The following is a 15737-nucleotide window of genomic DNA, read 5'->3' as shown; positions in this document are numbered from 1 at the left end:
ATGACCTCCCGGCCTTCAACGGCAAACTGGTTGAGGAAATTTCGGAGGGCCAGCACGCAGGCCAGACCGCCTGACCACAGGGAGGCCGCCGGCCCAGCTGGCTTGAACAGCCGGCCGGCATACCCTTTTGAATCCAAACTGTTCCCTCAGGGTTAGAGAAAAGTTCCGCGTTGAGGAATTACTCCAAGCGGTAGAGTGTTGGAGTTTGCAGCGACACTGATCGCGCACCACTTCCACAACTCCCTGAGGGAACACGCATGTCTACCGAAGTTTCTCCGAACGCCAGCGGCCAGTCCGTTAAAGCTGCAGGAACCAAGTCCGCCGCACCGGAGAAGATGTCCCGCGAATCGGTGACCATCATCAGCACGCTGTTGGTGGCAACGTTTGTGGTGATCCTCAACGAGACCATCATGAACGTCGCGCTGCAGCGGCTCATGGTGGAACTCCAGGTGGACGCGCCCACCGTCCAGTGGCTCTCCACCGGCTTTATGTTGACCATGGCCGTGGTCATCCCCACCACGGGATTCATCCTGCAGAGCCTGTCCACGCGGGCGGTGTTCATGCTGGCCATGGGCCTTTTCGCCGGCGGTACTGCCCTCGCGGCAGTTGCCCCCGGTTTTGAGCTGCTCCTGCTGGCCCGGATTGTCCAGGCCGGCGGTACGGCCATCATGCTGCCCTTGCTGATGACCACCATCCTTACCCTGGTTCCGGTGGCCAAGCGCGGCGCCGTGATGGGCAACGTCAGCATTGCTATCTCGGTTGCCCCGGCCATGGGCCCCACTGTGTCCGGACTGATCCTTGAGCATTTCAGCTGGCGCTTTATGTTTGTGTTCGTCCTCCCCGTTGCCCTCGCCGCCCTTGCCATTGGTGCTAAATACCTGACCAACATCGGCGAGGCGGAGAAGACTAAGCTGGACGCGCTCTCCGTGGTCCTCACCGTTCCGGCATTCGGCGGGTTGGTCTACGGCCTGAGCCAGATCGGCGGCGGCCACGGCGGCCAGGCCGGCCCGGGTGCCGTCGCCATCACCGCGCTGGCCATTGGTGTCGCCGGCCTCACGGCCTTTGTCCTTCGCCAGCTTCGCCTGCAGAAGGCCGAAGCCCCGCTGCTGGACCTGCGTGCGTTCAACTTCCGTATGTTCACCGTTTCGGTCCTGCTGATGGTAGTGGCCATGATGGCGCTGTTCGGCGGCGTCATTCTGTTGCCCCTGTACTTGCAGGAGATTCGCGGCCTGGGCTCCCTGGAGACCGGCCTGGCGCTTCTTCCCGGCGGCCTGGCAATGGGCCTGCTCGGGCCGGTGATCGGCCGGCTGTTCGACAAGGTAGGGCCGCTGCCGCTCACCATCACCGGTTCCATCCTCATGGTGCTGGCACTGTGGCAGTTCTCAATGCTCGACGCCGGCACGTCCGTGGCGTGGATCGTCAGCCTTCACGTGGGGCTGAGTTTCGGTTTGGCATTGCTCTTCACTCCGGCATTCACCACCGGACTGAACCCGCTTCCGCCGCACCTCTACTCGCACGGGTCCGCGATCATGAGCACCACGCAGCAGGTGGCCGGCGCTGCAGGCACCGCCCTGCTGGTGTCCATCTTCGCCGTTGTATCCGCGACGTCGGGCCTCGTCGCCGGGATGAGCGCCGCCTTCCTGACGGCTACCGTCATAGCCCTCGCCGCCGTCGTACTATCAGCAATGATGCGCAAGACCGAAGGTGCCGGTCCGGGGCACGCTCCCGGCCACTAACCCACGCCCTGGCCCAACTTACCAGCAGTCAGCGTCGCGAAAAGCGCCTTTCCCGACGCTAACTGCGAGTTGCTTGGGGTGGGCTTGGGCTAGCCGGCGTAGAAGTCCGCGAGTTCCTTGATCAGCCTGTCCGGGGCTTTGATGACGCCGTCGTGGCCGTAGCCGGGCAGGATGGTGTAGCTGGAGCCTGAGAGGACGTCGTGGATCTGGCCGCAGGCCACCCCGAAATAGGCCGGGCTCTTTTCGCCCACAACAATCAGCGTCTCCAGAGGCAGTTCCAGGAACGGCTCTGCCGGCATGTCCGCGGCGATGATCGCCTTGATTTCCCGGACGCCGGTCCTCATCATCTCGCGCTGTTGCTTGCCCTCAGATGTCCCGGCCGTCAGTTTGTTGGCCAGCGTCAGCATGGAGAGCGGCATGCGGGAGGAGAAAGCGCCGCCGGCTTCGAGGCCGCGCTGCAGGACGGCGAGGGCACGGTCGTCATCTCCGGCAGCGGCAGCGCGCTCGTACTCGGCGGTCCAGTCCGCCTTGACGCTGTGGTTCACGGAGACGGCGGGATCATAGACAGCGAGCCGTTCCACCGGCAGGGTGCGGGCGGCGTGAAGGGCAACGGCACCGCCGAAGCTGTGGCCGAACACGTCGGTGCTGGACGTGTGCTTCATGACCGTAGCAAGGTCGCGGATGTCCACGTCCAGGGTGTAGTCCTCCGGCTGCGGCGACGAGGAGCCCCGGCCCCGCCTGTTGAACGTATGGACCGGCCGGCCCAGCGCTGCACTGAGCTTCTGGGCAAATCTGGTGTAGTCCGCAGCGGTCACCATCGAGGGCGGGACAATAACAACGCCCGAACCGGCGGAAGCGAGCTCCGCACCCGTGGAGAAGAGCTCCAGAGTGCCGCCGTCAGGGGTCCTGATGTTCTCACGCGTCATGTTCCGAGCCTAGTCGAGCAACCTGACGGCAGGCACCATGGACACCGTCAGCCGCCCGAGGTGCCCAAAGGCTGTCAGCCGAGGCTTTTGATGAGCACGGCGCTTTGTTCGCGAATAGCAGTCAGCTCCCGGCCAAGCCCGCAGAGGATAAGTCCGGCATCAGCCGCCTGCAGCGGCGAGCCGGATGTCGCCATTCCGTCAGCCCGAAGGTTGATCAGGGATTCGACAAGGCGGAAGGCAAGATCGCCCGGATCGTCATCTAAAGCGACTGCAGGATCAGCGGGGGACAGCGTCGCTCCCAGCTCCCGGTACAGGTTGCGCAGCTCCTGCCGGTCTGCGAGGAAATGGGCGAAGCGCGCACTGCGGGCCTCCGGCAGGTGGTAGAGGACTCCAAGGTTCCAGCGGGCGCTGCACAGTTGCGTTCCGTCGTAAAGCGCGACGGCGTGGAGCCGGCTTCCCGCCGGACCTTCAGCTGGCAGTGCCGCCACCGCGCGCGCGAACTTCAGCCCGCTCAGCACTGTGCCCTCCAGCAGGTCTTCGAGGATGTCGTCCTTGGTCTTGAAGTGGTGATAGAGCGATGACTGCCTGATTCCCACGGCATCCGCAATGGAGCGGGTGGACGTATTGGCGAACCCTTGGGTGGTGAAAAGCTCAGCCGCTGCGTCCAGGATTTCGTCACGGGCGGTGGCCCCGGGCCTGGAGGGCTGTTGGCTGCGGGGTCTCCCCGGTCCGGCTGAAGTCACCGCATCATTCTTGCACCCGCATCCAGGCCTTTCGGCGCCCCCGGCTGGAGGTGAGGGGACGGAAATAAAGCGGAAACAAGATGTCTATGTGCCTTTTACAGAGGCGAAACTCGTTGGGGACATCGCGCTGGAAAACTATCAATTGACCGGTATTCCGCAGCCATCGGCCGAGTGCTGCGCTATCGGCAGGCTCCACCCCAATGCCGTTCCAGCCCCCGGAGAATCCGATGACTTCAACCGTTCTTCCCACCGTCCATGCAGACGATGCGGACCTGACGTCCCTTGGCTACGAGCCCACCCTCCACCGGAAACTCGGCCGCTACGCTTCCTTCGCCGCCGGTTTTTCCTTTGTGTCCATCCTGACCACCATCTTCCAGTTGTTCGCCTTCGGCTACTCGTTCGCCGGGCCGGCCTTCTTCTGGACCTGGCCGGTTGTGCTGGTGGGCCAGCTTCTTGTGGCCCTGAACTTCGCGGAACTCGCGGCCCGCTACCCGCTGTCGGGAGCCGTGTACCAATGGGCACGCCGTGTGGGTGGCGAGGGCGTGGGTTGGTTCGCCGGCTGGTTCATGGCCATTGCCCAAGTGGTCACCGCAGCCGCCGCCGCGATCGCCCTGCAGGTGGTGCTGCCCCAGCTCTGGGATGGGTTCCAGATGGTGGGCGGTAATGCGGCGCTGAATACCGTGACCGGCGCCGCCAACGCCGTCATCCTGGGAGCGGTGCTGCTGGTGGCCACCACCATCATCAATTCCCTCGGCGTCAAGCTCATGGCCCACGTCAACTCCGTCGGCGTCACCTGCGAAATCGTCGGCGTCGTGGCCGTCATCCTTGCACTCATCAGCGCCGCGCAGCGCGGGCCCGAAGTTGTCGCGGACACCGCCGTGCTCCAGGATTCGGACCTCGGGGCCGTAGGAGCCTTCCTGGTATCCGGACTTATGGCCGCCTACGTGATGGTGGGCTTCAACTCCGCCGGCGAGCTTTCCGAGGAGACCAAGGACCCCCGCCGGACCGCTCCACGCACCATCCTTTCGGCCCTGCTCATCTCCGGAATCGGCGGAGCACTGATGATCATCACCGCCCTGATGGCTGCACCAAGCCTTGACGACGGCCGGCTCGCCACTGAAGGCTTGCCCTACGTCCTCACCGCAGTCCTGGGCACGTTTTGGGGCAAGGTCCTTCTGGTGGACGTGGCCATCGCCATCTTTGTCTGCACCCTAGCCATCCAGACAGCCGGTTCGCGGTTGGTGTTCTCCATGGCACGCGACGGAAAACTCCCCGCCTCGGCGCTGCTGTCCTCGGTCCATCCCACCCGGGGGACACCCATGTGGCCCTCGATCGTTATCGGGGCCCTGGCCGTTGGTGTGCTGGCCATCAACGTAGGCAACGCCGCCCTGTTCACCACCCTCTGCAGCGTCTGCATCGTTATGGTCTACATCGCCTACCTCCTGGTCACCGTGCCGCAGCTGCTCAACAGGCTCCGGGGCGACTGGAACCGCGTAGGGCAGACCCTGCCGGCAGGACTCTTCTCGCTCGGACGCTGGGGGCTGCCCGTCAACATCCTCGCCGTCCTCTACGGAGCATTGATGGTGGTCAACCTCGCCTGGCCCCGGCCCGAGGTCTACGACCCCACCGGCGAAAACGGCATCCTCCTCTACTCAGCACCGCTCATGGTGACGGTGGTCCTGCTCCTTGGACTCTGGGTGCGGCGCAAGAACCTGGCCACCAACGCCTAAGCCACCCCGAAATTCACCAGCTTTTCCGACAAACACAACCACGCGGACCAACACAGGACTGACATGACACAAGTAACCGAAAGCACAGCAGCCGGTACGGCCACCACCGAGGGCGCCCGTGCCCACGCCAGGGAGCAGCACGGCAGGACGGCTGACACCATGCGCTTCGTTCCGGCTGCTTCGGCCCCGGCACGCCTGACGGCGGGCCTTCCCGCAGACGCCATCACCGAGCTTTCCTGGGCCGAATCCCTGGCCTTCGCCCGCTACACCACCATGACCCTGGCCCGCGGCACCAGGGTCAGGCTCACGGATACCCAGGGGGATGCTTGCGTGCATGCCCTCCTCTACCGCGCCGGTGCCCTGCACGAGCGGCTCAACATCGCTGACACGGTGAAGGTCCCCTGGCAGGCTTACCCGGGTGCAGGGCACCCGCTCCTTTCCGACGCCGGCCGGCTGATGGCCACGATCGTCGCTGACACGTCAAACCGCCACGATGCCCTGACCGGGGCCACCACACTTGAAGGCAACACGGCAAGGTACGGCGCAGGCACCGCACACAGTGCGTCTCCGGCCGCCCGTGAACTGCTCACCCTTGGCGCCCTGAAGAGCGGCCTGGGTCCCCGTGACGTGGCACCCTCTCTGTCCCTGTTCAAGGGCATCAACGTTGGCCCTTCCGGCGGCATCACCTGCACCGGAAGCGCCGGCCCGGGCGCCGCCGTCGAACTTCTGCTCCAGATGGACGCGCTGCTGGTCCTGGCCAACACCGCGCACCCGCTGGACCCGCGCACAGACTTCACCGGAACCGCCGTCGACATCGTCGCCTGGCACGCCCCGCAGGACCTCGCTGCGCTGGAAGCCGGCACCCTTATTGGCCCCCTGGCTCCCGAACACCTGCAGGCACTGCACAACACCGAACACGACCTGACCGCAAGGAACGCCTGATGAACACCGCCACTTACACCGATCCAATCGCGGAATCCCGCCACCTTGCCCTCACACCGGGCAACGTGGTCCTTGACGAATTCGTCGAAGCCCGCGGCCCCTGGTCCGCCGTGATCTCTGCCGGAGACGTGCTGACCATCGTGGACCTGGAAGGCAACCAGGCCGTGGACTGCCTGCTATACGCCGCGGGTGACGCCACCGTCCGCTACTCCGCCGCCGTCACCATCGCCCGGCAGCAGTCCATCGTCCTGACCACCGGTTCGGTCCTGCGGGCGGAAACGGGAGTTCCCTTGATGACCGTCGTGGCAGACGAGGTGGGCGTCCACGACACCATCGGCGGGGCCTGCTCCCAGGAATCAAACACCCTCCGCTACGGGCAGCACACCCGCGAACAGCATGCCTGCGTGGAGAACTTCCTGATCGAGGGCTCACGCTGGGGACTCGGGAAGCGGGACCTGGTGTCCAACATCAACTGGTTCATGAACGTTCCCGTGGACCCGGACGGCGCCCTCGGCATTGTTGACGGACTCTCCGCTCCCGGAAAGCGCGTAGCACTGCGGGCAGAAGTGGACACCCTGGTGCTGGTGTCCAACTGCCCGCAGATCAACAACCCGTGCAACGGCTTCAACCCCACACCTGTCCGCATGATCGTCACCCGGCCGGAGGCAGCCCTGTGAGCACTTCTGACAAGATGGACACCTTCGGGATGCAGAACCGCTTTGACACCCTCCTGATCGCCAACCGCGGCGAAATCGCTTGCCGCATCATCGAGTCCGCCCGCAAGCTGGGACTCCGGACGGTTGCCGTGTTCTCCGAAGCCGACCGGGGTGCCAAGCACGTCCGGCTGGCGGACGAAGCAGTGCTCCTCGGGCCTGCACCCGCGAAGGAGTCCTACCTCCGCGTGGATGCACTGCTGGAAGCGGCCAGGGCCACCGGTGCCGGCGCCATCCACCCCGGCTACGGCTTCCTGTCCGAGGACGCCGCCTTCGCCGAGGCAGTCGAGGCCGCGGGCCTGGTTTTTGTGGGACCCACCGCCGAACAGTTGCGCATCTTCGGCACCAAGCACACTGCCAGGGATGCTGCGCGGGCCGCAGGAGTGCCCATGATCGCCGGGTCCGGGCTGCTGGCAGACGTGGACGACGCCGTTGCGGCAGCCGCTGCAATTGGCTTCCCTCTGATGCTCAAAGCCACTGGAGGTGGCGGCGGAATCGGCATGACGGTCTGCCGCACGGAGGCTGAACTTGTGGAAAGCTTTCCGCGCGTGGCCCGCCTGGCCGGCGCCAGCTTTGGCACTGCCGGAGTATTCGCTGAGCGTTACGTCGAAAACGCCCGGCACGTCGAGGTCCAGGTTTTCGGCGACGGCGAAGGCCGCGTAGTCAGCCTCGGCGACCGGGACTGCTCCCTCCAGCGCCGCCACCAGAAGGTCCTCGAGGAGGCGCCCGCACCGGACCTCCCGGAGGAGTTGCGCGAGGAACTTCACCGCAGCTCCCGAGCCCTTTGCTCGTCCCTTAACTACCGCTCCGCCGGAACCGTGGAATTCGTCTACGATTCCGTCCGCCGCGAGGCCTCCTTCCTCGAGGTCAACGCCCGGCTCCAGGTAGAGCACCCTGTCACCGAGGCCGTCACCGGCGTGGACCTGGTGGAGTGGATGCTCCGCCTGGCCCAGGGCGGCAGCGGGGCCAAAACGGTCCTCGCGGAAGTACCGGACAGCCTGCCGGTTTCGGGCCACGCCGTGGAAGCGCGCGTCTACGCCGAGGACCCCGCCCGCGGCTTCCAGCCCAGCGCCGGCACCGTAACCAACGCCGTCTACCCTGCCTCCGAGGATGTCCGCGTGGATGCCTGGGCCGAAACCGGGACCGAGGTTTCCACCAACTACGATCCGCTCCTAGGCAAAATCATCACCGCCGGGGCGGACCGTGCCGAAGCTCTTGACCGGCTGGCCGCGGCGCTCGCCGGCACCCGCATCGACGGTATCGAGACCAACCTCGGCATGCTCCGCGCCGCGACCGGGCTGGACGTGGTCCGTTCCGTACAACACTCCACGAGCACGCTGGACAACGTGGGGGACCCGGAACCGCGCATCACCGTGGGCCGCCCGGGCCTGCAGACAACCGTGCAGGACTGGCCGGGCAGGACAGGTCTGTGGCAGATCGGCGTACCGCCCAGCGGTCCGATGGACGACCTGTCGTTCCGGCTCGGCAACACCGCCCTCGGCAATCCGGAGGGTGCTCCCGGCCTGGAATTCACCATGACCGGCCCCAGCCTGACCTTCACGCACCGCACCACTGTCTGCGTGACTGGTGCCGATGTAACAGTGACAGTTGATGGGACCGAGGTGCCCACCTGGGCACCTGTCACGGTCCCTGGGGGCGGAACGCTCGACGTCGGGACCGCCGGCGGCAACGGGCTCCGCGGCTACATCCTGTTCCAAGGCGGCCTGGACATCCCGCAATACCTGGGCAGCGCCTCCACCTTCACCCTCGGGCAGTTCGGCGGCCACGCCGGGCGCGTCCTCCGCGCAAGCGACGTGCTCCGCGCAGTGGCCCCGGCCGTCTCCGAAGCCGCGGATGGTGCCGGGCAAGAAGCGCCGGTGGCAGCCGTACCGCTGGACAGCAGGCCTGCGCTGACCTCAGCTTGGGAACTGACCGTGGCGGAAGGGCCGCACGGCGCACCGGAGTTCTTCCAGCGCAAGGACATCGAGGAGCTTTACGCCTCTGAATACGAGGTCCACTTCAACTCTGCCCGCACCGGTGTGCGGCTTATCGGCCCCAAGCCGCGCTGGGCCCGGACCGACGGCGGCGAGGCTGGCCTGCACCCGTCCAACATCCACGACACCGCGTATTCCGTGGGGGCCCTGGACTTTACCGGGGACACACCCATCCTGCTCGGTCCCGACGGGCCCAGCCTGGGCGGGTTCGTTTGCCCGGTCACCGTAGTGACCGCGGACCGCTGGAAGCTCGGCCAGCTTCGGCCCGGCGACAAAGTCCGGTTCGTACCCATTCCAGTGAGCCAGGCGCCGTCGGCCAAGGATCTGGGACCGGGCCGGCAGCTGGTGCTGCCGGGCGACGCCGGCTGGTCCGCGAACATCTCCCAGCTCGCGGCAGCAGGCGCCCGCGCGTCGGCATCTGCCAGCCGCACTGCGCGGGGAGATGGCGACGACGGCGTGCTGGGCCGTGTGCCGGAAGCTTCCGGCAGGCCCGCGGTTACCTACCGCCGCTCTGGGGACGACAATCTGCTGGTCGAGTACGGGGCCATGGTCCTGGACCTTGGGCTCCGGGCCAGGGTGCATGCGCTGCACCAGCACCTCGAGCAGCTCCGCGTGCCGGGAATCGTGGACCTCACCCCCGGGATCCGGTCTCTGCAGATCAAGGTGGATCCATCCGTCCTGTCCACGAAGCGCCTGCTGGACCTCGTCCAGGAAGTTGAAGCCGCGTTGCCGGCGAGCTCGGAGCTGGTAGTTCCCAGCCGCACCGTCCGGCTGCCGCTCTCCTGGGACGATCCCGCCACCCGTGAGGCGATCGAACGCTACATGGCAGGTGTCCGCGATGACGCCCCCTGGTGCCCCTGGAACATCGAATTCATCCGGCGGATCAATGGCCTGGACTCCGTCAACGAGGTGTTCGACACCGTCTACAACGCCGAATACCTGGTCCTCGGGCTCGGCGACGTCTACCTTGGCGCCCCGGTGGCAACCCCACTGGATCCACGCCACCGACTGGTCACCACCAAATACAACCCGGCCCGCACCTGGACACCGGAGAACGCGGTGGGCATCGGCGGCGCATACATGTGTATCTACGGCATGGAAGGGCCCGGCGGTTACCAGTTCGTAGGCCGCACCACGCAGGTCTGGTCGCGCTACGCGGACTCCGCCCCGTTTGAGCCGGGCTCGCCGTGGTTGCTCCGCTTCTTCGACCGCATCTCCTGGTACCCGGTCAGCCCCGAGGAATTGCTGGACCTGCGGGCGGACATGGCCGTCGGCAGGGGCCGCGGCGTGGAAATCGAGGACGGTACGTTCTCGCTGGCTGAACACGAGGTGTTCCTCGAGGAAAACCGGGAGTCCATCACGTCGTTCCGGGAGAAGCAGGGCGCGGCGTTCGCGGTGGAGCGGCAGGCTTGGGCGGACGCCGGGGAGTTCGACCGCGCGGACGCGCTTGCCGCCGTCATATCACCGGTGGCAGATGAAGTAGTCGTTCCCGAGGGCGGATCCCTTGTCTCCGCACCGTTCGCTGCCAGCGTGTGGAAAGTTGACGTAGCGGCCGGGGACCGGGTGGTGCAGGGTCAGCCGCTGGTGTCCCTGGAGGCCATGAAGATGGAAACCGTACTCGAAGCGCCGTGCAACGGCATAGTGCTGCAGGTCCTGCCAACTGCGGGCTCGCAGGTGGTTGCGGGCGAAGCGGTGGTAGTCCTCGGCGGGTTGGATGCCGAAACCGAGCCCGTAGCTCCGGGCGCGGCCCGGGAAACACAGGAGCTGGAAGCATCAAAACTGGAAGAGGCAGCAGTATGAGCAAAGCAACCATCGGCGCTGCCACCAGGCGGGTCCAGGCCGCCCTCACCGCATTGGACGCAGTGGACCGCCCCGAGATCTGGATCGCCCTCCGTAACGCGGACGAACTGCTGGCCGAAGCTGCTGCCATTGACACGGCCGCTGCCGGTGGCGCGGACCTGCCGCTCGCCGGGCTCCTGCTCGCCGTCAAGAACAACGTTGACGTCGCCGGGATCCCCACGACGGCAGCCTGCCCAGGATTTGCCTACCAACCCGAAAAGGACGCCGAAGCAGTGGCCCGCCTCCGTGCCGCCGGCGCCCTGGTTTTGGGGGCCACCAACCTCGACCAGTTTGCGACAGGCCTTGTAGGAACCCGAAGCCCGCATGGTGCGGTCCGGGATTCCCGCCGCCCGGACTTTATCTCCGGCGGCTCCAGCTCCGGCTCCGCGGTCGCCGTGGCCCTGGGGCTGGTGGATATCGCCGTTGGAACCGACACGGCAGGATCAGGCCGCGTGCCCGCAGGGCTGCAGGGAATCGTGGGCATCAAACCGACGCTGCACGTCGTCTCCACGGCCGGGGTCGTGCCGGCCTGCCGGTCCTGGGACGCGGTCACCATCTTCGCCCGCCACCTGTCTACGGCAGAGCTCGCCATGGGCGTCATGGCGGGAGGAGCCCGGGCATGGCCGGCGGACATCCGGCTGGCCGCGCCGGAAAAACCGCGGATAGCGTACCCGGCAACCCTGCCGGGACTGCCAAAGGCCTGGGCGGCTGAATTCCACCGGAACATCAACCGGCTGCGGGATCTGGGGCTGGACACGGAAGCCATCGAATGTGATGCCTTCCTTGAGGCCGCCCGGCTGCTGTACGACGGCGCGCTGGTAGCCGAGCGCTATGCCGCCGTCGGCAATTTTCTTGAAACAGCCGGCGCCGATGCGGACGGGCAGGCAGGCACCGACCCCACAGTTGAACGAATCATCCGGGCAGCGGGCACGGTGCCCGCCCACCGCTACGTCAACGACACCGCCAAGCTGGAAGAACTGAAGGAAAAGGCGATGGCACGGCTGGAAGGGTTCGACGCCCTGTTGATCCCCACCGTCCCCTTGCACCCCACCCTGGCGGAGGTGGCGGCTGACCCGGTCGGCGTGAACTCCCTGATGGGCACCTACACGAACTTCTGCAACCTGTTCGACCTGTGCGCGGTGGCTGTGCCCGCCGGTGGCGTGGATGGCGCCCAGTTCGGGGTGACCGTGGTGGGCAGGACCTTCGAGGATGCCGTTGCCGCCGACATCGCGCGCCTGCTGGAGGCAACCCCGGCCGTTCCGGCACTCTTCGCCGGGGGAGCGGCACCGGCAGCCGCGCAGTCTGCCCGCCCGGCGGCGTCGTCAGTCCCCTGGCCGGTAGCTGCCGGAGCCGTCGCTGTACCGCTGGTAGTAGTGGGTGCGCACCGCAAAGGGCAACCGCTGGCGCCGCAACTGGAGGAACTCGGTGCTGCCTGGGACGGCCCGGTGCGAACCGCGGCCCGCTACCGCATGGTGTCCCTGGACACCGTGCCGCCCAAACCGGGGGTGTACCGCTCGGACGACGGTGGCGCGGAGCTGGTGGCTGAACGGTGGCTGCTGTCCGAAGCGGCGCTGGGCTCTTTCCTGGCTTCCCTCCCGGAACCCATGCTGCTCGGGTCAATAGAACTTTCGGACGGTTCCAAGGCCGTCGGGTTTGCCTGTGATGCTGTCGCGGTTGCAGGCGGGGAAGACATCACCCGCTATGGCGATTGGCTGGCAGACCGGACTGGGCCGGGAGGCGGAGAAGAGCAGCAGGAGGCGCGGAGCGTGTGGCAGAACCTGGGCGGCGCGGCGCTGGCAGGATTCCGCCGTGGTGCCTAGCTCTTGAAGTAGGCGGAGATGTCGGAGACCAGTTCGTTCACTGCAGCGGGAATGGAACCGTGGAAACCTTTGGGGGAGAGCTCGTAGGTGCTGCCGGGGACGGACGCGTGCAACCGCTGAGCCGTTTCCTTATAGTAGCTGGGGCTCTTGCCGCCGGCCATAAAATGGGTGTTCGCAGGCAACACACTGAAATCCCTGGCGTGGTCCGCCTCTATGTAGGCGGCCCGCAGTTCCCCAACGCCGCTGGGCATCACCTCGCGGAACATCCTGTTTACCTTCGTCCGGGACAACAAGGCCATCAGTCCGGCGAGCACGGGCTCGGGGATCCTTGCCATCGCCGACCCGGGGCTGGTGGCCTTCTTCATGTGCGCAAGGGCGTGGCCCACCTTACCGCTGTCCACGGCGTCTTCGAACCCGGACAACCAGGAGGTGTCAATGCTGCCATCGATATTGACGGCAGCGTCGTACACCGCCAGCTTGTCCGGGACGTAGGAGGTTCCGGTGAACTCCTGCACGGCGTTCAGGGCGACCGAGCCGCCCAGGCTGTGACCCAGGATGTTCCTCGCCCCGGTTGCCTCCAGGACGGTACGGACGTCGGCAATCTCCGTGGCCATGGAATAGCCGTCCGGTTGCTCGGAGGAGCTTCCGCGACCACGGCGGTCGTAGACGTCCACGGCCCAGCCTTCACCCAGGCCCTCGGCCAGCGCGACCGAAAACGGCCGGTAAATCAGGGCAGTCAGGAATGCGCCGCCGATCAGGAGCACCCGGCGTTCTCCCGGCGCATGCTCGGTGCCGTAACTGTATAAGGCCAGGCGGCCGCCGTCGTGCGTTGGAAGGACCTGTTCTTTCACCACCCCATCCTAGGCGGGAGCACACTGCCGCCTGCGAAGCCGGGCCAGCCCAACTCCCGGTAAACTTGATGATTGTGACTTCCCAAAACACCCCCTCGCCCAAGAACTCCCCAGAGCCGCTCGATGCCAGCGAGCAGATGCGGATCCGCATGGAGAAGCGCGCCAAACTGATCGAGCGCGGCGCCGAGGCGTACCCGGTGGGTGTGGAGCGGACGCATTCGCTCTCAGAGATCCGCGAAAAGTACGCCCACCTCCAAGCGGACGACACCACGGGCGACGTCGTCGGCGTCACCGGCCGCGTGGTGTTCGTGCGCAACACCGGAAAGCTGTGCTTCGCCACCCTTCAGGAGGGCGGCACGGACGGCAAGGGCACTCGCCTGCAGGCAATGCTCAGCCTAGCCAACGTAGGCGAGGAAGCGCTTGCGGACTGGAAGGCGCTGGTCGACCTCGGCGACCACGTGTTCATCAAGGGCGAGGTCATCTCTTCCCGCCGCGGCGAGCTCTCTGTTATGGCCGAGTCCTGGTCCATGGCCTCCAAGGCGCTCCGCCCGTTGCCGGTACTCCACGCGGAGCTGAACGAGGAAACGCGCGTCCGCCAGCGCTACGTGGACCTAATGGTCCGCGACGAAGCCCGAGAGATGGTTTACACCCGTGCGGCCATCACGCGCTCCATCCGCGAGACACTCTTCCGCCACAACTACGTCGAAGTAGAAACCCCCATCCTGCAGCTGGTCCACGGCGGTGCGCTGGCGCGCCCGTTCGAGACCCACATGAACGCCTTCGACCAGAAGATGACCCTGCGCATCGCCACCGAGCTTTACCTCAAGCGCGCCGTGGTGGGTGGCATCGACCGGGTCTATGACATGGGCCGCGTGTTCCGCAACGAGGGCGTGGACTCAACCCACAGCCCGGAATTCACTACCCTTGAGTGCTACGAGTCGTGGGCGGACCAGTTCGTTATGGCGCAGCGCATCAAGGAGATCATCCTCGACGCCGCCGATGCCGTGGGTGCCGGCCGCGTCCTGCAAACCGAAGCAGGGGAAATCAACCTCGACGGCGACTGGGCATGGGTTTCCGTCTACCCGGGCCTGTCCGACGCCGTTGGCCAAGAAGTAACGCCGGAGACTTCGCTGGAGGTATTGCACGCAATCGCCGAAAAGCATGAAGTCAAGGTTGACCCCAAGTGGGACGCCGAGAAGTTGGCCGTGGAACTGTTTGGGGAAATCGTCGAGCCCACCCTGCTGAACCCCACATTCGTGTATGACTACCCGCCCTCTGCCCAGCCGCTGGCCCGCCCGCACCGGGAGGACGGCCGGCTGATCGAAGCTTGGGACCTGATTATTGGTGGCATGGAGCGCGGCACCGCCTTCTCCGAGCTCATCGACCCGGTCATCCAGCGGGAGCGGCTCACTGAGCAGTCACGCCATGCCGCCGCCGGCGACGATGAGGCCATGCAGCTGGACGAAGACTTCCTGCGCGCCCTCGAATACGGCGCGCCGCCGATGGGCGGCATCGGCCTCGGAATTGACCGCCTGGTGATGCTTTTCACCGGTGCCGGCATCCGCGAAACCATCCTCTTCCCGCTGCTGAAGCCCGAAGGACACTAATTATGGAATACGTAGCTGTACTCCTGCCCTCGCTGGTGGTGGGCCTGCTCTTCTGGTTTGCCATGAAGTCAATCTTTAATGCGGACAAATCCGAACGGCAGGCAGAGGCACAGGCTCAGGCAGAAGCCGAAGCACGATCGGCGCCGGTGGACCGGCCGGATTCGGAATCGAATAGATAAATCCCTCAGCTTTCCCCCTATTATCCCCAGGAACCATTTTGCGCTTTGACGCGTTGCTATAAAAAGAGTCATACTTTAAGGGAAACATCCTGCTTTTCTGAAAACCGAACCCTTTCCAAGAGGAAGACTTTAAATGGCACAGAAAGTAAACATCATCCTCGTTGATGATTTGGATGGGGGATCCGCAGACGAGAATGTTAAGTTTGGCCTTGACGGGGTCAACTACGAGATTGATCTGTCGGCGGCCAATGCCGCTGAGCTCCGTTCCTCATTGGAACGGTTTATAGGCGCCGCCCGTAAGGCTTCCGGCAGCAGCGGCCGGGCTGCCCGGACCAAAACGTCCGGCGGAGGCCGCAGTCACGATTCAGCACAGATTCGGCAATGGGCGCGGGAAAACGGCTATACCGTTAACAGCCGAGGCCGAATTCAGGCCGAAATCCAGGAAGCCTACCAAAAGGCCAATTCCTAATTAGGGCGCCAGTCCGCAAAAAGCCCTGCATCCCGCTCCGGGAGGCAGGGCTTTTGCAGTTTCTGAACCTGGAACGCGGGGCTCTGCCCGGAACCACTCCGGCGCGGCCGGGATGTCCAGTGCCGACTGCGGGCATGGCGAAGGGTTGCAGAGCAAGCCCGCGGCTGCCACGGATACGGCTGCTGGAT

General features: G+C 65.7%; 12 protein-coding genes and 1 pseudogene. 10 read left to right on the top strand and 3 right to left on the bottom strand.

Annotation, left to right across the window (positions count from 1 at the left end):
- Both AC5RWX_RS18335 and AC5RWX_RS18330 read left to right on the top strand, forming a co-directional pair.
- A pseudogene (locus AC5RWX_RS18335) lies at window positions 1-74 on the top strand (peptidase C56); the annotation flags it as partial.
- A gap of 183 nt (window positions 75-257) precedes the next feature.
- Complete coding sequence (locus tag AC5RWX_RS18330) at window positions 258-1736, top strand: DHA2 family efflux MFS transporter permease subunit (RefSeq protein ID WP_494097755.1); 1479 nt, start codon at window positions 258-260, stop codon at window positions 1734-1736.
- A gap of 89 nt (window positions 1737-1825) precedes the next feature.
- Here AC5RWX_RS18330 and AC5RWX_RS18325 read toward each other — a convergent pair whose 3' ends face one another.
- Window positions 1826-2662, bottom strand: a complete 837-nt coding sequence (locus tag AC5RWX_RS18325; RefSeq protein ID WP_494097754.1) for an alpha/beta fold hydrolase — start codon at window positions 2660-2662, stop codon at window positions 1826-1828.
- 74 nt (window positions 2663-2736) lie between these two features.
- Window positions 2737-3405: a TetR/AcrR family transcriptional regulator gene (locus tag AC5RWX_RS18320; RefSeq protein WP_494097753.1), complete on the bottom strand. Its 669-nt coding sequence runs from the start codon at window positions 3403-3405 to the stop codon at window positions 2737-2739.
- A gap of 227 nt (window positions 3406-3632) precedes the next feature.
- Here AC5RWX_RS18320 and AC5RWX_RS18315 point away from each other — a divergent pair, with 227 nt between their 5' ends.
- The 5 genes from AC5RWX_RS18315 (at window position 3633) to atzF (ending at window position 12443) form a co-directional block, all read left to right on the top strand.
- Window positions 3633-5135: an amino acid permease gene (locus AC5RWX_RS18315; protein WP_494097752.1), complete on the top strand. Its 1503-nt coding sequence runs from the start codon at window positions 3633-3635 to the stop codon at window positions 5133-5135.
- A 63-nt stretch (window positions 5136-5198) separates the two neighbouring features.
- Complete coding sequence (locus AC5RWX_RS18310) at window positions 5199-6077, top strand: urea amidolyase associated protein UAAP1 (protein WP_494097751.1); 879 nt, start codon at window positions 5199-5201, stop codon at window positions 6075-6077.
- Window positions 6077-6754: an urea amidolyase associated protein UAAP2 gene (locus AC5RWX_RS18305; RefSeq protein ID WP_494097750.1), complete on the top strand. Its 678-nt coding sequence runs from the start codon at window positions 6077-6079 to the stop codon at window positions 6752-6754. Before AC5RWX_RS18310 ends, AC5RWX_RS18305 begins: the two co-directional genes overlap by 1 nt.
- A 29-nt stretch (window positions 6755-6783) precedes the next feature.
- Complete coding sequence (uca, locus tag AC5RWX_RS18300; RefSeq protein ID WP_494097758.1) at window positions 6784-10584, top strand: urea carboxylase; 3801 nt, start codon at window positions 6784-6786, stop codon at window positions 10582-10584.
- Window positions 10581-12443, top strand: a complete 1863-nt coding sequence (gene atzF / locus AC5RWX_RS18295; RefSeq protein WP_494097749.1) for an allophanate hydrolase — start codon at window positions 10581-10583, stop codon at window positions 12441-12443. Before uca ends, atzF begins: the two co-directional genes overlap by 4 nt.
- Here atzF and AC5RWX_RS18290 read toward each other — a convergent pair.
- Window positions 12440-13294, bottom strand: coding sequence for an alpha/beta fold hydrolase (locus tag AC5RWX_RS18290; RefSeq protein ID WP_494097748.1), 855 nt, complete (start codon window positions 13292-13294; stop codon window positions 12440-12442). The two genes, atzF and AC5RWX_RS18290, sit on opposite strands and share 4 nt — an antisense overlap.
- A gap of 68 nt (window positions 13295-13362) precedes the next feature.
- On the opposite strand from AC5RWX_RS18290, the gene lysS reads away from it, so the two are divergent.
- From lysS to AC5RWX_RS18275, 3 genes are all read left to right on the top strand, one after another.
- A complete protein-coding gene (gene lysS / locus AC5RWX_RS18285; RefSeq protein ID WP_494097747.1) occupies window positions 13363-14901 on the top strand; it encodes a lysine--tRNA ligase in 1539 nt (512 codons plus the stop codon).
- A gap of 2 nt (window positions 14902-14903) precedes the next feature.
- Complete coding sequence (locus AC5RWX_RS18280; protein WP_494097746.1) at window positions 14904-15080, top strand: hypothetical protein; 177 nt, start codon at window positions 14904-14906, stop codon at window positions 15078-15080.
- 133 nt (window positions 15081-15213) lie between these two features.
- Window positions 15214-15549, top strand: a complete 336-nt coding sequence (locus AC5RWX_RS18275; protein ID WP_494097745.1) for a histone-like nucleoid-structuring protein Lsr2 — start codon at window positions 15214-15216, stop codon at window positions 15547-15549.
- Window positions 15550-15737: the final 188 nt, after the last annotated feature.

Source organism: Arthrobacter sp. SPT-J7 (assembly GCF_059089965.1).
The sequence above is the reverse complement of the archived record's forward strand: the minus strand, read 5'-3'. Positions and strand labels throughout refer to the sequence as shown.